Source organism: Microbacterium umsixpiens, from assembly GCF_053543675.1.
On record NZ_JBLVOH010000151.1, the window covers coordinates 1 to 3,010 of the forward strand.

A 3,010-nucleotide genomic window follows, 5' to 3' on the forward strand; every position below is an offset into this window, starting at 1 on the left:
AGCGTCGCGGTCGCCGAGCGGGCGAGGGGGCAGGGACTCGCACGCCGGCTGGTCGCCGCGACTCTGCAGGCGGCGGGCGACGCCGACTGGGCGCTGCTGTTCACCGGCACCCCCGAGGTGTACCGCTCCAGCGGGTTCGAGACGTTCTCGATGGCGCGGACCGTGGCCGGGCTCTGGCGCGCTGCGACGCCCGCCGCCGTCGGGACCGAGGGGCGCGTCGTGCGCGAATCCGTCGGGCTCGGGAGTCTCCGTGCAGTGCGCGAGGTCTACGAACGTTCACGGTCCGATCTGGTCCTGGCGCCGGAGCGCGGTGATCGGGACTGGGCGATGGCGGAGGTACGGCTGCGAGGCGCCATTCTGTACCGCCGGATCGAGGGATCGACCGTGGTCGGCTACGCGGTCGCCGAGCCTCGCGGCGGGGTCGGCGTGCTCCTCGAGAGCGCCGTGCTTCCGGGTGCCGACGGTGTGCGGGATGACCTGCTCGCCGCCATCGCGGTGGACTGGGCATCCGCCGGGGTGACGTCGTGCGAGCTCGCCGTGCCCGCCCTGCCGGAGGAAGACCGCGCGCTGCGTGCGTTCGCGCCCGAGGCCGTGCGGCAGGACGACCGCACCGGGATGATCCGCCCGCTGCGGCGCGCGGCGCGACTGCACGGCATCCGCCACTTCACGGCGGGCGACTACTTCTGAGCACGGGCTCGGAGAACGGCACTGGGGACTGGGGATCGATCGGATGATGCGGCTCGGCCGGACGGCCGGACGCCTGACCGCGGCGATGACGCCGCACGGAAGGATGAGCATGACCCCGCAGGAGATGACCCAGACCGAGACGGCTGCGCTGCGCAGTCGGCGCATGCTGCTCGCCGGATTCGGCGCTGCCGCGATCGGTGGAGTGGCAGCCGTCGGCATGCCCACGGCCGCGCAGGCCGCAGGACCCGTGGCACCGCAGAGCTCGTCGGGCTCGGCGAACGTCGCCAACGGCGGCACCGCGACCGAGCTCGCGAAGCGCAAGGGCAAAGACGGCGACCTCGTGCGCACGACCGGGTACGCGGCGGCCGGAGACGGCGGCGACGGGCTGTACCGCTTCGTGAAGAAGGATGCCCCGGCGGCGAACGGCGGCACCGTGCTCGCCGGTCCGAAGGGCGGTGCGTGGCTGCTCCTGCACGACGGCGTCGTCGACTTCCGCATGTTCGGTGTGATGAACGCGAAGGTGAATGCCGACGACGCGCTCGACGCGATGGTGAACGATGCGAGCATCCACCGCATCGAGGCCCACAGCGACCTGAACTTCGTGCGTCGCCACAAATTCTCGCGGTCGCGCATCGCGTTCGACTTCGGCGGCCACCTCATGACGACGGTCGGCATCGAGAACGCCGGCAAGGACGACCCCTTCGCCGCGGTCATGTTCTTCCGCGGCGAGGTGACGGATGCCGTGCACGAGGCGCGGCTGAACGAGGTGGTCCCCGACCTCGGAGACATCTTCCCGGTCGCCGACTCCTCCTTCTTCGCGGTCGGTGACTGGTACGCCGCCGAGGTGAACGCGCTGTCCGGGCGCTGGGAGCGCGAGCTGCAGCGGCTCGTGCAGGTCACGCAGATCGTCGACGGCACCCACATCCGCATCAACTACAAGAACGGCTGGCCGCTCGGCAAGGACCGCACGATGACCTGGCGCCGGGTGGTGCCGGTGCAGGACGTCACCGTGTCGAACCTGAAGTTCCTCGGCACCGGGAAGGACGAATACACGGGCTCGCACCCGCTCGCCTTCGAATACGCGGTGCGCTGCGACGTCGACCACATCGACGGGACCGGCACGTTCTGGCCGCTCATCCAGCGCCGCTGGAACACGTACTACTCGACCGTGAGCTGCACGCTCAAGAACCCCACCTCTGTCACCTGGGGCGGCGCCGGCTACCTGACGCAGCAGATCTACTGCCTGTACGGATACGTCGCCAACTGCCACACCGCCAACTCGCGGCACCTGAACGACTTCACCGCGAGCGCCTACTGCCTCGTCGAGAACTGCCACGGCGACGGCGACGACCAGGGCCCGTTCGTCACGCACGGCCAGTACGAGCACGACCTCACCTACACCGGCAACTCGGGGCTGATGACGTTCGCGAACTCCGGTGCGGCCTGGGGATCGGCGGCCAAGCGCATCACGGTGCGCAAGCACGTGTGCTCGTGGTTCGTGGCGCGCGTGCGCATCACCGACCTCACGCTGGAAGACGTGCAGGTGATCGGCAAGCCGTCGCTCGCCGGCTCCGGGATGCTGTGGATCAACGCCGACGGGGCCCAGCTGCGGGGGTGCACGGCATCCGACACGCTCGTGATCACGCAGGCGTCCGACAACTCCGGGCGCCCGACGGTGATCGCGGACTCGCACTTCACGTTCGTCGCTCCGGGTGAGCTCACCAACGCCACCGTGAAGACCCCGATCACGTTCGTCGACACCGTGCTCGACCGCGTCGGCGGCATGAAGATCGCGGGCTCGGGTGCGGTCACGTTCCGCGGTTCGACCCTGAACGCGGCGGATGACGCGGCGCCGATCGTGTCGTCGTCGGCGCAGCTGCGATTCGAGGGGTCGACGCTGCGCAACGCCCGCATCGAGGCAGCGCGGGGTGAGCGTCAGGTGGTCGAGGTCGCGGGTTCGGATGTGTCGATCAAGGGTGGCGCCGGTGTCTCACGGACCGGCGACGGCGAGCTGCACCTGACGCTGTCCGACAGCAGTTTCCGCGCCGAGGGATCATCCACCCACGTCGCGGTCACGAAGGGGGCGACGCACTACCGCGCGGTCGGCAACCGCTTCGAGGGCGGCGCGCTGGAGCTGGCGGATGCCGCGTTCGGCGGCTCGTCGACCCTGCTGCACACCGGCAACGTGGAGTCGGGCGTCACGCGCACGGCCTTCCCCGCCGAGGGCGACCGCGTCGTCGACACCGCCAACCTCCTGGTCTGACCCGGTCCCGTCCCCGTCCCGGCTCCCGTCCCCGCGCGCGCACCCGTCCCGGTCGCCGAG

At 70.6% G+C, this 3,010-nt stretch carries 2 protein-coding genes; both read left to right on the forward strand.

From position 1 onward, the window contains the following. A partial coding sequence (locus ACNPM4_RS14995; protein WP_448986185.1) for a GNAT family N-acetyltransferase occupies positions 1-687 on the forward strand: 687 nt, incomplete at its 5' end. A gap of 109 nt (positions 688-796) precedes the next feature. Further along, complete coding sequence (locus ACNPM4_RS15000; RefSeq protein WP_448986187.1) at positions 797-2,950, forward strand: peptidase C14; 2,154 nt, start codon at positions 797-799, stop codon at positions 2,948-2,950. Positions 2,951-3,010: the final 60 nt, after the last annotated feature.

Excerpts from the sequence above, each read along its gene's own strand:
- ACNPM4_RS15000 (WP_448986187.1), top strand. The coding sequence starts at position 797 with ATGACCCCGCAGGAGATGACCCAGACCGAGACGGCTGCGCTGCGCAGT.